14 protein-coding genes are annotated in these 21,042 nt (G+C 71.5%); 6 read left to right on the top strand and 8 right to left on the bottom strand.

Features of this window, described 5'->3' with window-relative positions; all coding sequences use genetic code 11:
- Positions 1–68: 68 nt before the first annotated feature.
- The 6 genes from BJ964_RS19400 to BJ964_RS19375 form a co-directional block, all read right to left on the bottom strand.
- Positions 69–1,061 carry a Ppx/GppA phosphatase family protein gene (locus BJ964_RS19400; protein ID WP_307838011.1) on the bottom strand — a complete coding sequence of 331 codons (993 nt, stop codon included), beginning with the start codon at positions 1,059–1,061 and terminating at the stop codon, positions 69–71.
- A 259-nt stretch (positions 1,062–1,320) separates the two neighbouring features.
- Positions 1,321–2,874 (bottom strand): ABC transporter, encoded by a 1,554-nt coding sequence (locus tag BJ964_RS19395; RefSeq protein ID WP_188121968.1) that lies wholly within the window; start codon positions 2,872–2,874, stop codon positions 1,321–1,323.
- The gene (locus BJ964_RS19390; RefSeq protein ID WP_203832464.1) at positions 2,864–4,255 is read right to left on the bottom strand and encodes a glycosyltransferase; all 1,392 of its coding nucleotides are present in this window, start codon (positions 4,253–4,255) and stop codon (positions 2,864–2,866) included. Before BJ964_RS19390 ends, BJ964_RS19395 begins: the two co-directional genes overlap by 11 nt.
- Positions 4,252–6,351, bottom strand: a complete 2,100-nt coding sequence (locus tag BJ964_RS19385; protein WP_188121967.1) for a glycosyltransferase — start codon at positions 6,349–6,351, stop codon at positions 4,252–4,254. The genes BJ964_RS19390 and BJ964_RS19385 overlap by 4 nt, the downstream gene beginning before the upstream one ends.
- On the bottom strand, positions 6,351–9,818 hold the full coding sequence (locus BJ964_RS19380) for a PA14 domain-containing protein (RefSeq protein ID WP_188121966.1): 3,468 nt from the start codon (positions 9,816–9,818) through the stop codon (positions 6,351–6,353). Before BJ964_RS19380 ends, BJ964_RS19385 begins: the two co-directional genes overlap by 1 nt.
- Before the next feature lie 160 nt (positions 9,819–9,978).
- The gene (locus tag BJ964_RS19375; RefSeq protein WP_188121965.1) at positions 9,979–11,541 is read right to left on the bottom strand and encodes a CocE/NonD family hydrolase; all 1,563 of its coding nucleotides are present in this window, start codon (positions 11,539–11,541) and stop codon (positions 9,979–9,981) included.
- A 123-nt stretch (positions 11,542–11,664) separates the two neighbouring features.
- On the opposite strand from BJ964_RS19375, the gene BJ964_RS19370 reads away from it, so the two are divergent.
- Complete coding sequence (locus tag BJ964_RS19370; protein ID WP_188121964.1) at positions 11,665–12,231, top strand: TetR/AcrR family transcriptional regulator; 567 nt, start codon at positions 11,665–11,667, stop codon at positions 12,229–12,231.
- A gap of 16 nt (positions 12,232–12,247) precedes the next feature.
- Here the strand turns inward: BJ964_RS19370 and BJ964_RS19365 are convergent, their stop codons facing one another.
- On the bottom strand, positions 12,248–13,261 hold the full coding sequence (locus BJ964_RS19365) for a DUF2278 family protein (RefSeq protein WP_188121963.1): 1,014 nt from the start codon (positions 13,259–13,261) through the stop codon (positions 12,248–12,250).
- A gap of 209 nt (positions 13,262–13,470) precedes the next feature.
- On the opposite strand from BJ964_RS19365, the gene BJ964_RS19360 reads away from it, so the two are divergent.
- The 5 genes from BJ964_RS19360 (at position 13,471) to mdlC (ending at position 20,138) form a co-directional block, all read left to right on the top strand.
- The gene (locus tag BJ964_RS19360) at positions 13,471–14,775 is read left to right on the top strand and encodes a hemolysin family protein (RefSeq protein WP_188121962.1); all 1,305 of its coding nucleotides are present in this window, start codon (positions 13,471–13,473) and stop codon (positions 14,773–14,775) included.
- Between the two features lie 1,343 nt (positions 14,776–16,118).
- Entirely contained in the window at positions 16,119–17,081 is a 963-nt protein-coding gene (locus BJ964_RS19355) for an ABC transporter substrate-binding protein (protein WP_188121961.1), read from the top strand.
- The gene (locus BJ964_RS19350; RefSeq protein ID WP_188121960.1) at positions 17,078–17,836 is read left to right on the top strand and encodes an ABC transporter permease; all 759 of its coding nucleotides are present in this window, start codon (positions 17,078–17,080) and stop codon (positions 17,834–17,836) included. Before BJ964_RS19355 ends, BJ964_RS19350 begins: the two co-directional genes overlap by 4 nt.
- On the top strand, positions 17,833–18,573 hold the full coding sequence (locus BJ964_RS19345) for an ABC transporter permease (protein ID WP_188121959.1): 741 nt from the start codon (positions 17,833–17,835) through the stop codon (positions 18,571–18,573). Before BJ964_RS19350 ends, BJ964_RS19345 begins: the two co-directional genes overlap by 4 nt.
- The gene (mdlC, locus tag BJ964_RS19340; RefSeq protein ID WP_188121958.1) at positions 18,570–20,138 is read left to right on the top strand and encodes a benzoylformate decarboxylase; all 1,569 of its coding nucleotides are present in this window, start codon (positions 18,570–18,572) and stop codon (positions 20,136–20,138) included. The genes BJ964_RS19345 and mdlC overlap by 4 nt, the downstream gene beginning before the upstream one ends.
- Here the strand turns inward: mdlC and BJ964_RS19335 are convergent.
- Positions 20,094–20,876: an ABC transporter ATP-binding protein gene (locus tag BJ964_RS19335; protein ID WP_229807015.1), complete on the bottom strand. Its 783-nt coding sequence runs from the start codon at positions 20,874–20,876 to the stop codon at positions 20,094–20,096. The two genes, mdlC and BJ964_RS19335, sit on opposite strands and share 45 nt — an antisense overlap.
- Between the last annotated feature and the right edge of the window lie 166 nt (positions 20,877–21,042).

Below are 21,042 nucleotides of genomic sequence, written 5' to 3'. Positions count from 1 at the left end.
TCACCCTGGGGAGTCTAGGACGAATGTTCGACCGATAGGGGTCAAGCCGGCAGCGCTTCACGCGGCTCTCAGTCCCAGGGCACCCAGGCGGCGTTGCCCAGCGGAACCTGCCGGGCCTCCAGTTCGCGCAGCAGGATGCCCTCGCGCAGGCCCCACGGGCAGATCCGCAGCGACTCGACGCCGAGGCGGCGCATCACCTCGTGCGCCACGATGGCCCCGGCCAGGATCTGCCGGGCCCGGTGCGGCGACACACCGGGCAGCCGGGCCCGTTTCGGGCTGGGCATCGCGGCCAGCCGCTTGATCCAGGGCCGCAGCGCCCGGGCCGTCAGCTCGCGCGGCACGAACGGGCCGAGCCGCAGCGGCGGCGCCCCGGTCAGCCGGGCCAGCTGCTGGAAGGTCTTCGAGGCGGCCACCGAGGTCCGCGGCGACTCCCAGGAGGTACGGGCGGCGACCTCGGCGAACCGGTCCCGCACATGCCGCCGCAGCCGTTCGACGGCCCGCGGCGAGGGCGGATCGGCGTCGCGGAGGAACTCGCGGGTCAGCCGGCCGGCGCCGAGCGGCAGGGACATCGCCGACTCGGGCAGCCGGTCCCGGCCGAACGCCACCTCGAGGCAGCCGCCGCCGATGTCGACCATCAGCATCGGGCCGGCCTGCCAGCCCAGCCAGCGCCGGGCGGCCAGGAAGGTGAGCCGGGCGTCCTCGACACCGGAGAGCGTGCCGAGGCGTACGCCGGTTTCCCTCTCGACCGCGGCCAGCACCTCGTCGCGGTTGGGCGCGTCCCGGACCACCGCCGTGGTGTAGGCGAACATCCGGTTCACCCCGGCACGGCGGGCCTCGCCGGCCGCCTCGCCCACCGCGGCGATCATGCGCCGCATCGCCTCGTCGCCGATCGTGCCGTCGGCCGGCAGCCGGTGCGCCAGCCGCGGCCGCCGCTCCCACGTGTGGACCGGCAGCGGCAGCCCCGACTCCGCGTCGGCCACCACCAGGTTGACCGTATTCGACCCGACATCGAGCACACCCAGGCGCATCTGCCGCCGCATACCCAGAAACTCCACCGTCATCCGACCCGGATTCTCCTCACGCGCCGCCCTGGCTCTCACCCACGATTGTTTCGTGGCAGGTGCCGCTCGCCCCGCAACAGAGGCCACCCTCACACCGCGTGCGGTCGCCGCCCACCCGGAGCGATCTTGAACGATTTACCACCGTTGCGGGTGGCAAATCGTTCACGATCGCACGACGTCGGCCTGCAAAGCGGGCGAAACGGGCGCAGGGAGCAGTTGCAGCGGATGACGAGGTCGTGTGATGGCTCCCGCGCCGTGGTCAGAGGGGGACCAGGGTCCACTGGAGATTGCCGGCCGGGTCGTGCCAGGTTCGGACGCCGGTGGTGGGCACCGTGGCGGGGTCCGGGCCGAAGTGCCGGAGGCGGACCGCGTCGGCCGCACCGCGAGCGGAGACCAGCAGGTAGTGGACGCCGTGGGCGGGCGGGTCGGCCAGGACCGTGGCGAAGTCGCGGTCCGGGGTGATGACGAACTGGCCGGGGCGGTCGCTGGCCAGGACCACCCCGAAGGCGTAGGCGGCGTCGGTGAGGACGGCGCCGTCGGGCAGGTTCATCGCATCCAGGTCGGCGGCCACCTGGCGGTTCACCAGCGCCAGGCCCCGGGTGCGGGCGGCGCCCTCGGCGGTCAGCCACTCCGATTCCTCGCGGGCCAGCTCCGGGCGGTTCAAGGTGATCAGGGTGGCCGGTACGGACGCCAGGACCAGCGCGAGCACCGCCGCGGTGACCGGCCGGCGGTGGAGGTGGGCGATCAGGTGGCCGGCCAGCAGGACGGTCAGCGGGATCACCGTGATGTGGAAGCGCAGCCAGCCGAAACTGGTGCCGGACAGGAAGGCCAGGCCGTCGAAGGCCAGCACCGAGCCGAGGACGGTGACCGGGGCCAGCACCCGCGGGTCCCGGCGCCGCCACGCCACGGCCAGGGCGGCGGCCAGCAGCACCAGGAAGAACGGGGCCAGGCCGGTCATCTGCTGGAGCCAGTAGCCGGCCCGGGCCGGCAGGTCGCCGCCGGTCACCGAGCCGATCCCGGTGGCGTTCGCGGACACCTGGGCCGAGTTGCCGTACTGGCTGGAGAAGGTGGCGAACCACTGGCCCACGATCAGTTTCCCGGCCAGCGCCCACAGCAGCACCGCCAGCACCCCGGGCAGGCCGGCGATCACGGCGTCGGTCCGGGCGAGGGCCCTGCGTCTCGGGAGTGCTCCGGGCGTACGCCAAAGGGTTGTCAGGAAGACGATGAGCGGGACCGCGGCGACCGGGGCGAGTGCCTCGTAGCGCGCGCCGTAGGCGAGGCCGACCGCCAGGCCCAGCGGGACCAGCGACTCGGCCCGGCCGTCGGTGAACCAGATGAGCAGGGCCCGGACCGCCAGCATCAGGCAGAGCAGGAAGCAGGCCTCGCTCATCCCGTTGCCGGAGTAGACGACGATCATCGGGTGCAGGGCGAACGCGGCGGTCAGCACGAGCCGGGGGATCCGCGGCGCGCCGGAGCGGCGCAGCACGTCGTGGACCACCGCGACGGTCGCCGTCATCAGCGCCGCGGACATCAGCACCACCAGCAGGCCCTGCTGGGTGAGCGGTGGGAAGAGCAGGCCGAGCGGCAGGAACGGCAGCAGGATCAGTGACGGCAGCGGGTTCCAGACGAAGCCGATGGCGGCCAGGTGCGGATCCCGGCTGAACAGGGTGTAGTAGGCGTTCGCGACACGGCTGGCCGAGTCGCCGGGGACCAGGTCGCTCTGCCAGAACCAGAGGGCCATGGCCAGATAGACCAGCGCATAGGCATATGTCCGGCTTTTTAAAACCGGGCGAGTCGCGACATCAACTGACATCGGCCGCCTCCTTCGACGAAGACGGGAGGTGCAAGCCGTGGGTCGTCTTCTCCCAATAGGACGGTTTGACGATCAGCTGCCACGCGGCCTTGGCCCCGGCCAGGCTCATCATGGCCCAGTACACGGGTGACAGCAGGGCCGTGCCGAGCAGGTCGGGACGGTCCATGGTGCGGGCCGACAGCACGTTCAGGTAGATCACCGTGGCGTTGCCGAAGACCAGGCAGAGGACACCCAGGTAGTAGAACGGCGGCACGAAGATCTCCTCCATGACCGGCGGCCGGTCCAGGAACCACAGGATCGTGGTGGCCCACAGGACCGCGTTGAGCAGCGCCGCGAGCGGGGTGCCGCCGACGAACAGGTTGAGGCAGAGCAGGCCGCGCCAGCCGAGCTGCCGGATCGTGGCCCGGGGTGCGCGCAGGTGCACCAGCCAGGTCATCAGGTAGCCCTTGTACCAGCGGCTGCGCTGCTTGATCCAGTTGATGAAGTCGGAGTTCGCCTCCTCCAGGGTGATCGAGTGCAGCACCCCGACGCGCAGGCCGGAGCGGGCCAGCCGGATGCCCAGGTCGGCGTCCTCGGTCACGTTGTACGGATCCCACGCCCCCAGTTCCCGCAGCTCCCGCGCCCGGAAGTGGTTGCTCGTGCCGCCCAGCGGAATCGGCATCCGCAGCGCCACCAGCCCGGGCAGCAGGGAGCGGAACCAGGTGGCGTACTCCAGCGCGAACCACCGGGTGATCCGGTTCTGGTCGACGTTGAAGTAGCCGAGTTCGGCCTGGAGGCAGACGTACTCCGCCCCCAGCCGGCGCAGCGCGACCACGGCCCGGCGCAGTTGCAGCGGATCCGGGATGTCCTCGGCGTCGTAGATCGTGACGAACTCGCCGGTCGCCTGTTCCAGGCCCACGTTGCAGGCCTTCGGTTTGGTCTTCGGCTGCGACTCGGGGACCACCAGGATGCGTACGTGCGGCTCGGTGGCGACCGCCGACGCCGCCTCGATGGTCTCCCGGTCGTCCTCCTCCAGCAGCAGGATCACCTCGAGCCGGTCCTTCGGGTATTCCAGGGCGCCGAGGTGGGACATCAGCAGGCCGATGACACTCGGCTCCCGGTAGGCCGGGACCAGCACCGTGTAGACCGGCAGGTCGGCGTCCGGAATCGCGCGGGCCTCCTCGTCGGTGACCCGGATCAGGTGCTCGCCGCGGCTCGCCGCCCAGACCAGCACCACCCGGAAGACGATGGCGGCGCCGTAGGCCACGGTCACGACCGCCACCACGGTCTGCAGCACGGCCATCGGGCGCAGCACCGCCCACACCGCGATCAGTACGAGCGCCACGATCAGCCCGGCACGCTGCGCCCGGGACAGCACGGTACGCGCGGAGAACGGGTTCACCGGACACCCCCGGCGGTGATCCACTCGATCTGCGGCAGCGTCTGGGCGCTCAGCAGAACGGCCATGGCCACCAGGGCCACCAGAACGAACCGGCCGCGCGGCAGATGCTGGCGAACCGTCCGGGCCGGGGCCCGCTCCGGCCCGGGCGACCAGCGGGACACGACGGTCGCCACGACGACGGCCAGCAGGATGTCGGTGAAGACCGGCAGCAGGGCGATCCGGAACGCGGCGGGACCGAAGAGCCGGCCCACCAGCAGCACGGCCAGGACCGCGCCGACGGTCACCGCGGCCAGCAAGGCTGCGGCGGCGGCCGCCCGGAGCACGGCCCGCCCCCGCAACCCGAAGATCACCACAGCACTGATCAGCAGACAGACCACCCCACCGGCCAGGGCCAGGCCGGGCAACTGGTGTGCGGGCAGCAACAGTTCGGCGCCCTGGTACGCGGTGACCAGCCCGCCGTCGCTGCTGGTCGGGCCGGCCGGACGGCCGAGCAGGGTGACGACCGCCCGCAGCCCGGTGTCGACCGCGCCGCTGACGGCCGGCATCACCCCGCCGATCGCCACCAGCGGCAGCAGCAGCGCCCACCGCAGCCGGGCCACGGCGCGCGTCCCCACCAGCAGGATCGCCGAGCCGGCGAGGAAGGCGAGCGCCGCCGGAACCAGCCAGCCGGGCGATGGCATCAGCGCCAGCAGCGTACCGGCGGCGGTCAGGAAGACCGCGGCGAGCAGGCCGTCCACCTGCCGGTCGTGGACGTCCGGCTCGGCGGGACCGGGCCGGATCCGGCCGGCGACCAGCGCGGCCCCGGCGGCCAGCGGAATCAGCAGCGGCACCGCGTCACCGCGGGTCCACAGGCCGTTCCAGGCGATCGCGACGAGGGCCGGGAAGGCCAGCGCGGTGAGCAGCACGGCCAGCAGCAGGCGGGTCTGCACGGCCCGGCGGACCGTGGTCACCATCCCGGACGGTGGCGCGCCGTAGACCCATCGGCTGGTCACCGCGTACCGGAGGGTGAACACCACGACGATCGCCACCAGGTTGGCGGGCAGATAGTGCAGGCCACCCCACTGCACAAGACCGAAGAGCAACCCCAGATGTACGGGAGTGAGGCTGTTGTTCAACAGCAGGAACCGGCCGAACCGGCGGCGCCGCGCGTGCTCGCCGGGCGGCATCACCAGGTTGTCGATGACCGCGAAGTTCCACACGATCGCCACCTGCACGGCCAGGAACGCGGCCAGCAGGTAGGGCAGTCCGGCCACCTCGCCGAGCGCCCACAGCGCCGCCGAGTTGACCGCCGTCCCGGCCGCGCCGGCCAGCGCGAACCCGGTCATCCGGCCCAGCGGCGAGGCGGGATGCCGGGTGGCGGCCAGCCGCAGCAGGCTCAGGTGCCGCAGGTAGCGGACCCCCTCCCGGAAGGACGCCTTGCTCTCCCCGGCGGCCCGCGGCCGGAACGTGTACGGCACCTCGTCGACCCGTGTCATCCGGCTGCGGATCACCACCTCCAGCAGGATCTTGTAGCCCCGCGGCCGCAGCGCGTCCAGGTCCACCGCCTCACGCCGGACCGCGAAGAACCCGCTCATCGGGTCGGTGACCGCCCGCAGCCGGCGCGGGAAGAACACCTTCGCGAGGGTGCCGGAGGCACGGGACACCAGCCGCCGGAAGCCACCGGAGAGGCCGTCCACGCGGCCGGGCGTGCGGTACCGGCTGGCCACCACCGCGTCGGCCCGGTTCCGCCGGCCGGCGGCCAGCAGCGCGGGCACGGTCTCCGGCGGATGTTGCAGGTCGCCGTCCATCACCACCACCCACGGCGCCCGCGCCTCGGCCAGTCCGGCGGCCACCGCGCCACCCAGGCCACCGGTCCGCTCACCCGCGGCGCGATGGACCAGGCGTACGCCGTCCGGGTCCCGTTCGGACAGTGCGGTGACCGTCGCCGGGGTGTCGTCGTCGCTGTCGTCGACGAAGACGATCTCGCTGGGTGTTCCGCCGAGCGCCTGCTTCAGCTGCTCGACCAAGGGCTGTACGTTCTCCGCCTCGTTGCGGGTGGGCACCACGACGCTGACCGCCGGTGGCGCTGCGAGCCGAACTGGGGCGATGTCCGCCATTACCGGGACTCCCTCTCGGTTAGGAATCGTGCGACCGCGCCGCCGCCGGCCTCGTAGTACTCGACGACGACGGTGTGTTCCCCGGCGCCGATGCCGACGTCGGCGCTGAAGGTGGTGGGGCCGTGGTCGGACCAGCCGTCGACGACCGTGACCCCGTCGAGCCGGACCCGGATCCCGTCGTCGCCGGTGGCCGTGAACGTGTACGTCCCGGCCTCCCAGGTGGCGGTCCGCGTCCAGCGGGCGGAGAACCCGTCCGCCGGGACGGCCGGATCCGGGCTGCCGGCGCCCCAGTCGAAGGCGACCGCGTCGTCGGCGCGGGTCACCACCGGGGTGCCGTCCAGGGTGCGGTTCGCGAAGTACTCGGCGTTCCAGGTGCCGACCGGCCCGACGTCGCCGATCCGCTGGTAGCCGAACTTCGCGATCGCGCCGCCGCCGTTCTCGAAGTACTCGACCCGGATCTGGTGCGGCCCGGCGAGCACGAGCCGGTCGGTGCGGAACGTGTCGTTCTGGTTGACCCACTTGTCGACGATCGGGACACCGTCCAGGTAGACCCGGATGCCGTCGTCGCTCTGCCCCTCGAACCGGTAGATCCCGGCGGGCAGCGTGTCGGTGCGGCTCCAGCGGGCCGAGAACCCGTCGGCCGGGAGCGCCGGATCGGGTGGGCCGCCACCCCAGTCGAAGCCGATCGTGGTGTCCGGCCGGACCAGGACCGGCTGTCCGGCGAGGTCCATGCCGGTGAAGTACTCACCGGTCCAGTCGGGCGGATCGGCCGCCTCCGCGGTCTGCCGGTAGGCGAGCCGCGCGACCGCGTCGCCGCCGTTCTCGTAGTACTCCATCACCACCGTGTGCGGGCCGCCGCCGAGCAGGGTGGTGGCGGTGTGCGCGGTGGCGCCGGAGTCGGCCCAGGCGTCGATGATCCGCAGTCCGTCGACGGTCACCCGGACACCGTCGTCGGCCGTGGCGGTGAACTCGTACTCGCCCGGGGAGAGGTTGATCGTGCGGCGGTAGCGGGCGGTGAAGTGGTCCGGGGTGATCGCCGGGTCCGGGGAGCCGAGCGCCCAGTCGTGGTCCACGTTCGGCTCGGCGCGGGTCAGCGTGGGCGTGGTGGTGGGCACGGTCGGGGCCGATCCGGCGCCCGGCGTGTTCCAGTACTCGGCGGTCCAGTCGCCGGACGGCTGGTCGATCGAGGCGGCCCAGTCCAGTTTGGCCATCGCGTCGCCGCCCTCGTCGAAGTATTCGAGGGTGATCGTGTGCACGCCCTCGCCGAGGTCGCCGATCCAGTCGTAGGCGGTGCCGGACTGGCCCTGCCACCGGTCCAGCACGAGCTGCCGGTCGACGTAGAGGCGTACCCCGTCGTCGGAGACCGTGGTGAACCGGTAGCGGCCGGCCGCGAAGTGCTGCCTCTTGGTCCACCGGGCGGAGAACGCGTTCGCCGGCACCGCCGGGTCCGGCGCGGCCTCGCCCCAGACGAAGTCGATCCGCGGGTCGGAGCGGGTCAGCACCGGGGTCCCGGCCAGGTTCTTGTTGTCGTAGAAGGTGGCGGTGAAGGGCGGCGACGGCACGTAGGTGGCCGTGTAGGTGGTGTCCGCCGCCGGGATGGCGACGGTGTGCCGGATCGCCTTCCCGTCCGACCAGCCCTGGAACTGGTAAACGGTGCCGTCCGCGCCGACCGCGGTGGGCGGGGCGTACAGCTCACGCTGGAAGTTCTCCACGCCGAGCACCGAGTGCGGGGTCTCCACCGGCACCCCGTCCAGGTAGGCGGTGAGCCCCGGCGGGCTGGTGGCGACCGTGAACGTGCTGGTGACCGGCCGGATCTCGATCGACTTCGAGGTGCTCAGCCCGTTGGTGTCGGTGGCCGTCACCCGGATCTCGTACCAGGTGTCGGCCGAGGACTCGCCGGTGTCCGGGACGGTGAACTGCCCGGCCCGTCCGGTGAGCGGCCCGAGGAACGGGTGGATGTGCGTGTGGTGGTGCAGGATCACGGTCGTCCGGATGCCGTTGTCGTCCAGGTCGAACCCGGCCGCGTCCTGGGCGAACGCGTTGTAGGTGACGACGTCCCCGGCCCGGTAGGTGGACTCGTCCGCCGGCACCGCGATGGTCACCGTCGGCGCGATCCCCACCTGCACGATCAACGGTACGGACGTGCCGGTGCGCCCCTCGCTGTCGGTGACGGTGAGGGTGGCCGTGTAGACGCCGACGTCGTCGTAGACGTGCACCGGGTTCGCCGCCGTGCTGCTCCCGCCGTCGCCGAAGTCCCAGGCGTAGGTGAGCTCGTCGCCGTCCGGGTCGCTGCTGCCCGCACTGGAGAAGTTCACCGTGAGCGGGTTCAGTCCCTTGTCGACGTCGGAGGTGGCGTTCGCGGTCGGCGAGTGGTTGCCCAGGCTGTAGGTGACCCGGTAGAGCCGTCCCGGGATGTAGGTCAGGTAGTAGAGGTCGCCGTCCGGCGCCACCTTCAGGTCGACGACCGCGCCGGCCTGCGCGTCGAAGTCGTGCACCGCCGTGGCGTTGCCGGCGTCGTCCAGCACGGCGCGGCGGATGAAACCCTTGGCGTAGTCGGCGAAGAACAGATTGCCCTGGTACTCCGGTGGGAACTCCGATCCCCGGTAGACCGGTCCGCCGGTGGCCGCGGCGCTCTCGCCGTCATGGGCGTACACATGAATGGGGTCGATGAACCCGGCGCAGCCGGCGGTGCACTTCCCCTCCTTGAGCGGCCAGCCGTAGTTGCCGCCCTTGACGATCTGGTTGATCTCCTCCCAGGTGTAGTCGCCCACGTCGCCGCCGTAGAGGCGCCCGGTCACGCTGTCGAACTGGAAGCGCCACGGGTTGCGGAACCCGTACGCCCAGATCGCCTGTTCCTTGTCCGCCTGCCCGGCGAAGGGGTTGTCGGCCGGGACGGTGCCGTCCGGGTTGATCCGCAGGATCTTGCCGTGCGGGTTGGAGAGGATCTGCGCGTTGCTGGAGTAGCCGTTGTCGCCGACCGCGAAATACAGCTTGCCGTCCGGCCCGAACCGGATGCTGCCACCGACGTGCAGATGCTGGGAGAGCGATTCGGTACGGAAGATCGTGTACGGCCCGTCGGTGCCGACATCCCCCGAGGCATCGAATCGAACCAGGCGATTGTGCAGGTCCAGGCCGGTGTAATAGAAGTAGACCCAGTGGTTGGCGACGCCGAACCCGGGGTCGAAGGCGATGCCGATCAGTCCCCGGTCGCCGGTCGGCTCGGACGGCAGCACGGCGAACGGCGTCGCGAGCAGGTGCCCGTCCTTGAAGATCTTGACGGTCCCGGCCCGCTCCAGGATGAAGATCCGCCCGTCCGGGGCGATCTCGAAGCCGGACGGCTCGTCGAGATCGCCGCCGACCACGAGCGAGGTCTGGAAGTCCGCCGGCGGGGCCGCGGTCGCCGGCGGCGGCCCGAGGAGCGCCGCTGCCAGGACAGCGACGATGACCATTACCGATCGCGCTCTCACGATGCCCCAAGCTATGGGCCGTTCATTGCGGGCCCGGGGCCCCGGGCTGAAACCGCAGTGACACTCGTGATTCGGTGCTGTTTCCCAGTCCGGCAGAGGAGTCCTAAAAGGATATGGATCACCGGCCGAGCGACCGGTGATCCATGTCCGTGCTCAGGTCTCAGCCGATCGGCACGTCCAGGTAGGACCCGCCGCCGATGGTGATCGAGTCGCCGGCGGCGTTCTCCTCGTAGTAGAGCGGGTCGACGGTGTCCACCACGAGGGTCAGCGAGTGCCCGGCCGGCACGTCGTAGGCGGCGGCCGGCATCCTCAGGTCGACGCTGCGGGCGCCGGCCGTGCCGGTCAGCCAGGTGGCCGGGGCGTGGGTGATCAGCTTGGCGTTGCCGACCGCGTCCAGGTCGTACAGGTAGGCGACCAGGGTGCCCCGGGACTCGGTGCCGGACAGCTCCAGGTGCAGCTTCGGCACCCCGCGGATCCGCTGCACCGTCGACGGCCGCTCGGCCGCCCAGACGCCGGCCTCCCCACGATCCACGAACGGCAGCCAGATCTCCGGCTGTTCACCGGTGATCGCGGCCGCGCCGTTGGTGAGCAGCACGACGCCGCCGGAGGCGACCGTGTCCTCGTCGGTGGGGATCTGCTTGGTCCAGCCGCTGCTGACCGCGCCGCCGAGCAGGCCGGTCCCGTCCAGCAGGCGGATCCGGCCGAGACCGTGCCGGACCGTCGAGGTGGTCTGCGCCGACCAGGTCGGGTAGGTCTCGCCCGACGCGTTCAGCGGCCTCAGGTAGATCGGGTTCGCCTGCGCCGCCCCGTTCGCCAGGTGCTCGTCGAGCCAGGAGTACAGGCTGGTCCAGACGTCGTTGGGCAGGCCCAGCACCCCGGACAGCTCGGCGATCGCGTGGTCGCCGGGCCGCAGTTCGAGCCGCTTCGGGGTGGTCAGCTTGCCGTAGAAGTCGACCAGCTGGTTCGGCGGGAAGAAGGTGTCGCCCCAGCCGTTGGCGATCAGCACGGCCGGCCGGTTCGCGTTGATCGCGTCGATGTAGGTGTCCGCCGAGCGCACCTTCGCCCAGGCCATCACCGAGGCGACGTCCCGGTTGTCGTTGAAGTTGCCCAGCATGGCGGTCAGCTCGGCGCTCGGCTTGCCGACGATCTGCGCGGCCAGCTCCAGCAGGCCGGCCGACTGCCGGTGCCGGGTCGAGTCGGAGTAGAGCGAGTAGACCAGATCGGTCCAGCCGGAGAGCACCCCGACCACGCGGATCCGGCTGTCGAAGGCGGCGCCGAGCAGGCTGATCCCGGCCCCGTACGAGATGCCGGCCGCCCCGATCCGGGCCGGGTCGGCGGCGGTGTTAGCGATCGTCCAGTCGACCACCCTGGACAGATCGGCCATGTCCTTCGGCCCGGCGGTGTCGATCTCGCCGCCGGACAGCCACCACCCGCGCGGCGTGTACGACACGACGACGTAGCCGCGCCCGGCGAGCACCCGGGCCTGGGCCAGGTACTCCAGGTCGTTGAGGCCCCAGCTGGACGGCAGGATCACGGCCGGGTGCCGCCCGGCCGCCGAGGGCGCGATGACGTTGGCCTTGAGGACGACGCCGCCGTCCCCGGTGATGTCGACGGCGCTGAAACCGGTCGTGGCCACGGCGGCGTGGGCCGGCGACGGGATGGTCGAAGTGGACGCCACGAGGGCGAACGCGGCGAACAGCGTGATCAGACGACGAAGCGCCATCAACACTCCTCGGTGGTCGGAGCGAACGTGGCGGCAGCGTAGGAACCGGTTCCGAGAATTTGAAGATGGTGACTTTCTCGTTACCGGCTAGTAACGTGACTCGTCGGTAGCAAGGGGGCGCGAGTGATCTACGGAACCCCGACAGCACGTCGCCGTGACGCCCAGCGCAACCGCGCGGCCATCCTCGAGGCGGCGAGCGAGGTGCTGGCCCGCGAGGAGCCGGGCGCCCTGATGCCCGAGATCGCCCGCCGGGCCGGGATCGGACAGGCCACCCTCTACCGGCACTTCCCGGACCGCACCGCACTGACCGGCGCGGTCCTCGGCTACCAGATGGAGCTGCTGGAGACCCGGATCGCCGCCCACTCCACCGACCCGGCCGGGCTCCGCCTCCTGCTGCGCGACGTACTGCACTCGCTGATCGGGATGCGCGCCCTGGTCCGGCTGGCCCGCCGCTTCGACCTCGCGACCCAGCAGCGCTACATGCGGCGGCTGGTCACCGCCTTCGCCACGCCACTGCGCCGGGCCCGCGACCACGGGCACGTCCGCGCCGACCTCACCCCGGACGACCTGGTGCTGCTCTTCACCATGGTGCAGAGCGTCTCCGAGGCCACCGCCGACGTGACGGCCGCCCACGCCGCCGCGGACCGCGCCGTCGACCTGGTGCTCGACGGCGTCTTCCTGCCGGACTGATCCGGCGGGCCCCGCCCTAGAAGACGACCGTCCAGCCCTCGCGCCGGCCCTGATCGCCGGTCCAGGCCACGCCGTCCACCTTGAGCCCGCGGGCGTCCAGGAGAGTGAGCGTGCCGCCCCCGTTGCCGAGCTGCGCCGGCGCCACAGGCACCTGGAGCACCGCGCCGGCCGCCAGCCGGCCGCTCAGCGGGTGCCGGGCCCCGGTCCGGTCGGTCAACGACCAGCCGGCCAGGTCGATCTCCCGCGGCGTGGTGTTCAGCAGCGTCACGCTCTCCGGTTCGGGCGCCGGGCCGGGCGGGTTGACCAGCGCCGCGACGATCCGGACGAGGTGGTCGGGCTCCTCCGGCGACGGGGCGGGCGCCGGGCCCGGCGACGGGATCCCCGGCACGCGGTGGCCGGTGATGTCGTCGGTGTGCCAGACCTGCGACTGGAAGGCCAGGAAGATCGCCACCCACTCGTCGGCCGCCGGGAAGTGCAGCAGCAGCGCGCCGTCCTGGAAGACGCCGTCGTCACCGGCGAACCGGCCGTTGTTGCCCTGGTTCATGTGCACGTCGTGGATGCCGTTGCCGGGCCGGAAACCGAACACCTTGTCGGCCTTCGCCTCCGGGCCCCAGGCCTCACCGAAGACGTACGCCCGGGCGTCGAGATCACCCAGCGCCCGCCGCACATGATGATCGAGGAAATCGCCGAGATCATTATCCGGCCCGGGCGCCGCGGCCGGAACCGGGCGCATCCTGGTCCGGTCGAAAAGATTTCCGCGAATGTAGTCGACCGCCGCCGTGCCGGGCCGGCTCTCGATCCCGGTGAAGCCGTCCGGAAATGCGCGAACCCGGTCCAGGATCGGGTGCCGGAAGTCCTCGACGCCCAGGTAGAGCAGGTCGGGCGGGCTCTGCTGGGAACGCACGTTGACAGCCGCCCGGAAATCCGTCCCGGCCGCCCGAAGATGAATCTGATAATGCGGAGTACCGGTGGTCTCCACGCGGCGGTCGACGACGGCGGCGCGTAATACCCCGTATCTCTTCAGCGGCATGAACCGGATTCGACACCCGGCCCTCACGGTAGTCAAGGAAAACAATCGGACATTGCCCAGGAATGTGATCTTGGCTATTGCGGTCGCGGGACGCCTCGGTCGTACCGGTGCAAAAGGGTGTAATAGCGCCGCTTAACTCCCGATCTCGCTGGGAATGTTCTCAGGGTCTCCGGATAGCCTGGGACCTTCGCCTCTTTATGAAGGAGTTGATGTCCGCCGTGGGCGGATACGGCTGGCAAGTCGTCCTCGTCGTGGTGCTGGTGCTGCTCAACGCGGCGTTCTCAGGAAGCGAGATGGCGCTCATCTCGCTGCGGGAGAGCCAGTTGCAGCGTCTCGAGAAGCAGTCACGCACCGGACGGACCCTCGCCAAGCTGGCGCGGGACCCGAACCGGTTCCTCGCCACCATTCAGATCGGCATCACCCTTGCGGGTTTCCTCGCCTCCGCGGCCGCGGCCGTGTCGCTGGCGCAGCCGCTGATCGAGCCGCTGAGCTTCCTCGGCGGCGCCGCCGAACCGGTGTCGATCATCCTGGTCACCATCGTCCTGACGTTCTTCACCCTGGTCATCGGCGAGCTCGCACCCAAACGCATCGCCATGCAGCGCGCCGAGGGCTGGGCGATGCTGGTGGCCCGGCCGCTCGACATACTGGCCACCCTCTCCCGGCCGGTCGTCTGGCTGCTCGGCAAGTCCACCGACCTGGTCGTCCGCCTCGCCGGCGGCGACCCGGCCGCCGGACGCGAGGAGGTGAGCACCGAAGAGATCCGCGACATGGTCGCCGCCCAGCAGGACATCACCGCCGAGCAGCGCACCATCATCAGCGGCGCCTTCGAGATCGCCGACCGCATCCTGCGGGAGATCCTCGTCCCGCGCCGGGACGTGCTGATCCTCCCCGCCGGCCTGCCCGCCGCCGAAGGCCTGGCCCGCCTCGTCGAGGCCGGCCACTCCCGCGCGCCGGTCACCGGGCCGATGGGCCTCGACGACGTGCTCGGCGTGGTCCACCTGCGCGACCTGATCGCCGCCGACGGCTCGGTCAGCGACCACATGTTCACCCCGCTGTTCCTGCCCGAGACGCTGAAGGTGTCCGACGCCATGCGCCAGCTGCGCGTCGAGCGGCAGCAGCTCGCCCTGGTCGTCGACGAGCGCGGCGCCATCGACGGCATCGTCACCATGGAGGACGTGGTCGAGGAGGTGGTCGGCGAGATCTACGACGAGACCGACCGCGACGTCCAGTCGGTGATCCACGAGGACGACGGCGCCATGCTGCTGCCCGGCACCTTCCCGATCCACGACCTGCCGGACATCGGCGTCGAGATCGAGGAGACCGACGCCGGCGACTACACCACGGTGGCCGGCATGCTCCTGGCCCGGCTCGGCCACATCCCCACCGTCCCCGGCGAGACCGTCACCATCGACGGCCACACCGCCGAGGTCGTCGAGATCACCGGCCGCGCGATCACCAAGCTGCGGCTTCGCTCTCTCGCCCAGAAGCCCACCGGGGCGGAGGCCCAGGTCTGACCTGGCGACGTCCAGCCGGGCCCACACCCGGCTGGACGTCCTCATCCTGACGACCAAGCCGTCGCTGCCTCCGCTGCGGCCACGTGCTACTCCTTCCCCCTCTTCCGGGGTACGGGGTGACGGCGCTCGCGGTAGTTCCTCCTGATCCGGGTGCACGCGGGGATGATCCCTCGGCGACGTCGGCGACATCATGCGCCTGTCCCTGCTCCCCGCGCACGCGGGGATGATCCGTTCATTCAGGACGCGCTGGCCAAGGGCTGGAGTTGCTCCCCGCGCACGCGTGGATGATCCGCCGTAGGCCCACGTGCACAGCATCGCGGCGGCCTGCTTGCCCGCGCATGCGGGGATGCTCCATGGATCGACCGGCGGCTGCCGCCCTATTGGGCCTCTTTCCCGCACACGGGGATGATCCCTGGGTGCGGATCACCGCCGCGTACGCGCGTGGCTGTTCCCCGCGCCTGCGGGGATGATCCGTTTGAGGAGACCGGTAGCGTCACGGCCGCCAACTGCTTCCCGCGCATGCGGGGATGATTCGGCGTCGATCGCGACGGTGGAACGGATCATCGGCTGCTCCCTGCGCACGGGGCGTTGGAAGATCACAACGGCGGTGGCGTGTGGGGTACGGAAGGGCTGAACCATCCATGCCCGAAGCAACTGCCGCGCTTGTCCATGATGGCGCGGTCCCCGCCGCCGGCATCGGGCGAGGAGTAGGTCCGTCCCACCACGATCTGTCCGGACCCGCCGCAGATGGGGCATGGCTGCCAGCCCGCACCCATCCGGCGCCGGTTCATCTCCTCCGTCGCCCGCTTGTGACGTGCGTTCTGGATCCCTCCCGCCACGATGAGCACCAGCCCGGCGGTCAGGACGAGGCGAGCGAACGACGCAACAGGAGGGGGCTCTCCTCGGTGTGGAAAGAGCGGCCCGGCCAGCATCATCAGGCGGAACTGGGGCATTCGCCGGAAACAGTGCCCGTTTCGCCCGCTTTGCATGCCGACGCTGTGCGACCTTGAACGATTTGCCACCCGAGACGGTGGCAAATCGACCAAGATCGCTCCGGGTGACGCGGCCCGCTGCGAGGGATTGCGGATTCGGCCGCGGACAGCCGAAGAAGAGGACTCAGGGGTGCCACGAAAACGCCACACCTCCGCTCCCCGCACGGTTCGGCGCGTCCATCGGCAGCTGAAGGGCGCCCAGCGAGCGCGGGCCGGGCGATCGCGGGGCCCTTGCGGAGGTGGGCCGGGCGATCGCGGGGTTCTTGCGAGCGCGGGCCGGGCGATCGCGGGGCGTCTGCAGGGTGGGCCGGAGGTGGTCCATGGATCGACAATCTGCTATATGGTGCGGAGATGGGCCGGTTCCGGAAGCTTCTCGGCATCCCGCTCGTTCTCGCCCTGCTGAGCGCCTGCGGGGATGATCCCGCGCCCCGGCAGAGCGGGGACGGGCTGGAGAGGCCGACCATCAACGTGGCGATGTTGTCGCTGGTGGTGAACGCGCCGTACTACATCGCCGTGCAGGAGAAGCTCTTCGAGGCCGAAGGGCTGACCGTGCGGACGCAGCCGGTGCAGCAGAGCACGCAGGCGTACCCGGCACTGAAGACCGGGGATGTGGACATCGTCTTCGCCAACAACGCGTCGATGCTGTTCGGGCACGACAAGGGTGACCTGCGGATCAACCTGGTGGCCGAGGGGACCCGGCTCACGCCGAGGTTCATGGGCGTGCTGGTGATGCCGGAGTCGCCGATCACCGATATCAAGGGCCTGGAGGGGCACAGCCTGTCGGTGCACGTGCTCAACAACATCCAGGCGATCACCTTCGACGCGATCGCCGCGCAGGGCGGGGCCGACCCGTCGAGGATCGACTACCGGCAGGTGGTGTTCCCGCAGATGGCGGCCGCCCTGCAGAAGGGTGACCTGGACGCGATCCACAGTCAGGAGCCGTTCCTCACCGACGCGGTCCGCAAGCTCGGGGCGCGGATGGTCGCGGACGGCGGCGCGGCCCCGGCCACCGATCTGCCGCTGGACGGCTACTTCTCGCTGGAGACGTGGACGAAGGAGAACCCGAGGACGGCGGCCGCGTTCCAGCGGGCGCTGCGCAAGGCGTCCGCGATCGCCGCCGACCGGGCGAAGGTGGAGGCGATCCTGCCGACGTACGCGCGGGGCATCGACCCGGAGGTGGCGAAGGTGATGACCATGCCGCACTTCGCCACCACCAGCGACCCGGCCGGCATGCAGAGGCTGATCGACCTGATGGTGGAGCAGAAGCGGCTGACCAACCGGATCGACGCCGGAACGATCGTGTTCCAGCCTTGACGAGGTCCGGGTGGGTTCTCGGCGCCGCCGGGATCACGCTGGTCGTGGCGGCGAGCGAGGTGCTCGGCCGGGCCGGGATCGTGCACCGGGACTTCCTGCCGCCGGCGTCGGTGATCCTCACCCGGGCCGGGGAACTGGCGTTCGACCCGCTGTTCCGGGCCGACGTGGCGGCCACGCTGACCGCCTGGGGGCTGGGGCTGCTGATCGCGGTCGGCCTGGCGGTGCCGCTCGGGCTGCTGCTGGGCAGTGTGCCTCCGGTCGGGCGGGCGGTCACCACGATCGTCGAGTTCCTCCGGCCGATCCCGTCGGTGGCGCTGATCCCGCTGGTCGCCATGATGCTCGGGGCCGGGCTGGGGATGCGGCTCACGGTGATCGTCTACGCGGCGGTCTGGCCGATCCTGTTCAACACGGTGTACGGACTGCGCGAGGTCGACCCGCTGGCCAAGGAGACGTTGCGGGCCTTCGGGTTCGGCGAGCCGAGCGTGCTGCTGCGGGTGTCGTTGCCGGCCACGCTGCCGTTCGTGGCGACCGGGGTACGGATGGCGGCGGCGGTGGCCCTGATCCTGGCGGTGACCGCGGAGATGTTCGGCGGGTTCGGCTCCGGGATCGGGATCTTCATCGCGCAGGCGGCGAACTATCCGGGTGGCATCGACGACACGCTGGCCGCGACGGTGTGGGCCGGGCTGATCGGGCTGGCCGTGAACGGTCTGCTGGCCGGTGGCGAGCGGCGGTTGTTCCGGTGGGCGTACCGATGAGGGGTTTCGCGCAGCGCTGGCTGCTGTTCGCCGCCTGCGTGGTGGCCTGGCAGGTGGTGGCGGCGGCAGCCGCGGATCCGTTCTTCCCGCCGCCGTCGGTGATCGGGCGGCAGATGTACGGCCTGGCCCGCGCCGGCGCCGGCACCGGGGACGTGCTGCCCAGTCTGCTGCGGCTGGGCGCCGGGTTCGTGCTGGGCTCGCTGGCCGGCGTGCTTCTCGGGCTGGCGATCGGCCGGTCCCGGTGGGTGTTCCAGCTGCTGGATCCGGTGTTGCAGTTCTTCCGGGCGGTCCCGCCGCCGACTTTGGTGCCGGTGTTCGTGGTGCTGTTCTCGATCGGGCCGCGCGCGCAGATCGCGTCGATCGTGTTCAGCGTGCTGTGGCCGGTGCTGCTGAACGCGGCCGACGGCGCCCGGCGGGTGGAGCCGCTGCATCTGGAGACGGCCCGGGCGTTCCGGCTGACCGGGCCGGAGCGGCTGGCGTACGTCATCGTCCCGGCCAGCCTCCCGAAGATCTTCGCCGGTCTGCGGCTGGCGCTGTCGCTGGCGCTGATCCTGATGGTCTTCTCCGAGTTGCAGCCGGGCGCGGCGAACGGCATCGGGTTCCGGTTGCAGGAGGCGACGACCCGGTTCGACTACGAGACCGTGTGGGCGGCGATCGCGCTGCTCGGGATGCTGGGCTACGCGCTCAACGCGGGCCTGCGGGTGGTGGAGCGACAGGTGTGGAGGGGACAGCCGTGACGTCGGTACGGGAGTCGTTCTTCGAGGTGTGCCGGACCGCCGGGATGACCACCTGGTTCGGCAATCCGGGCTCGACCGAGCTGCGGATGCTGCGGGACTGGCCGGACGACTTCGACTACGTGCTGGCGTTGCAGGAGGCGTCGGCGGTCGGGGCGGCCGCCGGGTACGCGGTCGCCACCGGCCGGGCCGCGCTGGTCAGCCTGCATTCGGCGGGTGGGGTGGGGCATGCGCTCGGTGCGGTGTTCAACGCGTACCGGGATCGGGTGCCGTTGGTCGTGGTGGCCGGCCAGCAGACCCGGGCGATGTTGCCGACCCGGCCGTTCCTGTCCGCGGACGAGCCGGCCGCCTTTCCCCGCCCGTACGTCAAATGGAGTCACCAGCCGGAGCGTGCCGCGGCCGTACCGACCGCCCTGGCCGAGGCGCATCGTGTCGCGATGACGCCGCCGCGCGGCCCGGTGTTCCTCTCCGTTCCCGAGGACGACTGGGAGGAGCCCGCCGACCCGGTGCCGCGACGTGCCGTGCGGGCCGCGTTCACGGCCGGACCGGAGGCGCTGCGGGAGATCGCCGAGGCCCTGGACGCGGCCCGTGCCCCGGCGATCGTGGCCGGTCCGGGTATCGACGAGGACGGCGCGTGGGCCGCCACGGTGGTGCTGGCCGAGACGGTACGGGCGGCGGTGTGGGCGGCGCCGATGCCGAGCCGGGCGGCGTTCCCGGAGGATCATCCGCTGTTCGCGGGCTACCTGCCGCCGGTCCGGTCGGCGGTCGCCGGGCTGCTCGCCGGCAACGACGTGGTGCTGGTGATCGGCGCGCCGGTCTTCACCTACCACGTGCACAGCGAGGGGCCGTTCCTCGCCGGCGGCACCCGGCTGTTCCACATGGACTGTGATCCGGCGGCGGCCGCGTGGGCGGCCGCCGGGACCAGCGTGCTCACCACGGTCCGGGCCGGGGTGGAGGAGCTGGCCCGGCTGGTGAAACCGGGCGCCCGCCCGGATCCGCCGGTCCGCGCCCGCCCGCCGGCGCCGCCGCTCACCGACCCGCTCGGCGCGGGCGCGGTGCTCGCCGTGCTGGACCGGCTGCGGCCGCCGGACGCGGTGCTGGTCGAGGAGGCGCCGTCGCACAAGGACACGTTCCACGAGCGGATCCCGGTCACCCGGCCGAACGGCTACCTGACCACCGGCAGCGGGGCGCTCGGCTGGGGACTGCCGGTGGCGGTGGGCCGGGCGATCGCCGGGGAGCGGGTGATCTGCGTGGTCGGCGACGGGTCGAGCCTCTACTCGATCCAGGCACTGTGGACGGCCGCCCGCCGCCGGGCGCCGCTCACCGTCGTGGTGCTGAACAACCGGCGGTACGAGGCGGTGTCCGCGCTCGGCCGCCGGATCGGCATCCCGGCGGTGCCCGGTGTGGACCTCCCGGAGCTGGATCTGGTGTCGCTGGCCCGGGGCTTCGGGTTCCCGGCCGAGCGGGTCACCCGGGCCGCCGAACTGCCGGGCGCGCTGGCCCGGGCGCTGGACGGCCCGTTCCTACTCGACGTCGCGGTCTCCGCCGGTGCGGGGAGCCTTTATTGACCGGCCCACCTCGGCGCGCAGTTTCACGAACTCGGGCAGCGTACGGGTGGTGATCTGCTCGCGCGGGGCGGGCAGGGTGACCGGCAGGTCGGCGCGGATCCGGCCCGGCGAGCCGCCGAACACCACCACCCGGTCGCCGACGTAGACGCTCTCGTCGATGTCGTGGGTGACCAGCAGGATCGTCATGGCGTACGAGCCGCGCAGGCCGAGCAGCAGGTCCTCCAGGTCCTCCCGGGTCTGCGCGTCCACCGATCCGAACGGCTCGTCCATGAGCAGCAGCCGGGGCCGGTAGGCCAGCGCCCGCGCGATCGACACCCGCTGCTGCATGCCGCCGGACAACTGCCACGGGTACTTCCCGGCCGATCCGCCGAGCCCGACCGACTCCAGCGCCCCGGTGGCGGCGGCGCGCCGCTGCGGACGGGCCAGCCCGCGGCGGCGCAACGGGAGGGCGACGTTGTCGCGGACGGTCAGCCACGGGTAGAGGGAGCGGCCGTAGTCCTGGAAGACGACGGCCAGCCCGTCCGGTACGCCGTCGACGGGCCGGCCGTCGAACCGGATCTCGCCCGCGGACGGGCGCAGCAGGCCGGCGACGCAGCGCAGCAGTGTGGACTTCCCGCAACCGGACGGGCCGACGATGCTGACCAGCGCGCCCTCGGCCACGCTCAGGTCGACGCCGGCGATCGCCGGGTGGCCGTCGGGGTAGGTGTGGGAGAGCCCTCGGACATCGAGCATCACCATTCGGTCGATGGTAGTTGCCCGCTTCGCCCCATCACTCGGGATGCGGGTAAACACCGTCTCCGCTCCTCCGCGTGGCGGATGGGAGACAGTCGTCCCGCTGGTCACAGTGGATAATCAGGCGACTCCCGAGAGTTACGTCACGCGGTTTCGAGTGGCGGCTCATCGG

The organism is Actinoplanes lobatus (genome assembly GCF_014205215.1).
GTDB lineage: Bacteria > Actinomycetota > Actinomycetes > Mycobacteriales > Micromonosporaceae > Actinoplanes > Actinoplanes lobatus.
This window is presented reverse-complemented; position numbering and strand designations above follow the sequence as displayed.

Coding starts and splice junctions, on each gene's coding strand:
- BJ964_RS19335 (WP_229807015.1), bottom strand. CDS start 20,876: ATGGTGATGCTCGATGTCCGAGGGCTCTCCCACACCTACCCCGACGGC.
- BJ964_RS19375 (WP_188121965.1), bottom strand. CDS start 11,541: ATGGCGCTTCGTCGTCTGATCACGCTGTTCGCCGCGTTCGCCCTCGTG.
- BJ964_RS19360 (WP_188121962.1), top strand. CDS start 13,471: ATGTCCGCCGTGGGCGGATACGGCTGGCAAGTCGTCCTCGTCGTGGTG.
- BJ964_RS19365 (WP_188121963.1), bottom strand. CDS start 13,261: ATGCCGCTGAAGAGATACGGGGTATTACGCGCCGCCGTCGTCGACCGC.
- BJ964_RS19345 (WP_188121959.1), top strand. CDS start 17,833: ATGAGGGGTTTCGCGCAGCGCTGGCTGCTGTTCGCCGCCTGCGTGGTG.
- BJ964_RS19395 (WP_188121968.1), bottom strand. CDS start 2,874: ATGTCAGTTGATGTCGCGACTCGCCCGGTTTTAAAAAGCCGGACATAT.
- BJ964_RS19355 (WP_188121961.1), top strand. CDS start 16,119: ATGGGCCGGTTCCGGAAGCTTCTCGGCATCCCGCTCGTTCTCGCCCTG.
- BJ964_RS19385 (WP_188121967.1), bottom strand. CDS start 6,351: ATGGCGGACATCGCCCCAGTTCGGCTCGCAGCGCCACCGGCGGTCAGC.
- BJ964_RS19400 (WP_307838011.1), bottom strand. CDS start 1,061: ATGACGGTGGAGTTTCTGGGTATGCGGCGGCAGATGCGCCTGGGTGTG.